1 pseudogene is annotated in these 242 nt (G+C 67.8%); it reads right to left on the bottom strand.

The features are described from left to right. Nucleotides 1-238, bottom strand: a pseudogene (locus tag ACQG3P_RS22430) (cupin-like domain-containing protein); the annotation flags it as partial. Between the last annotated feature and the right edge of the window lie 4 nt (nucleotides 239-242).

Raw genomic sequence — 242 nt, 5'->3', positions numbered from 1 at the left:
AGGACATGAAGCTGGGCACGCTGCGCCACCAGTAGTTCACCAGCACTTTGAACGGTTCCAGGCTGCGCACGTGGTGCCACCAAATGCTGGGAATGAAGATTGCATCGCCCGGTTCCAGAACGGCGGTCTGCGGGCGGGGCAGCGCGGCACGGAACCGCGGGTGGGGGGCGAAATACCGGCGGGCGTAATAGACCACCCAGACCACCAGCCCGCCCCGGGGGGGTTGCGGCGGGCCCGGCTAG

The organism is Stenotrophomonas sp. SrG (assembly GCF_050031795.1).
In the GTDB taxonomy this organism is placed as follows: Bacteria; Pseudomonadota; Gammaproteobacteria; order Xanthomonadales; family Xanthomonadaceae; genus Stenotrophomonas; species Stenotrophomonas rhizophila_A.
The sequence above is the reverse complement of the archived record's forward strand: the minus strand, read 5'-3'. Positions and strand labels throughout refer to the sequence as shown.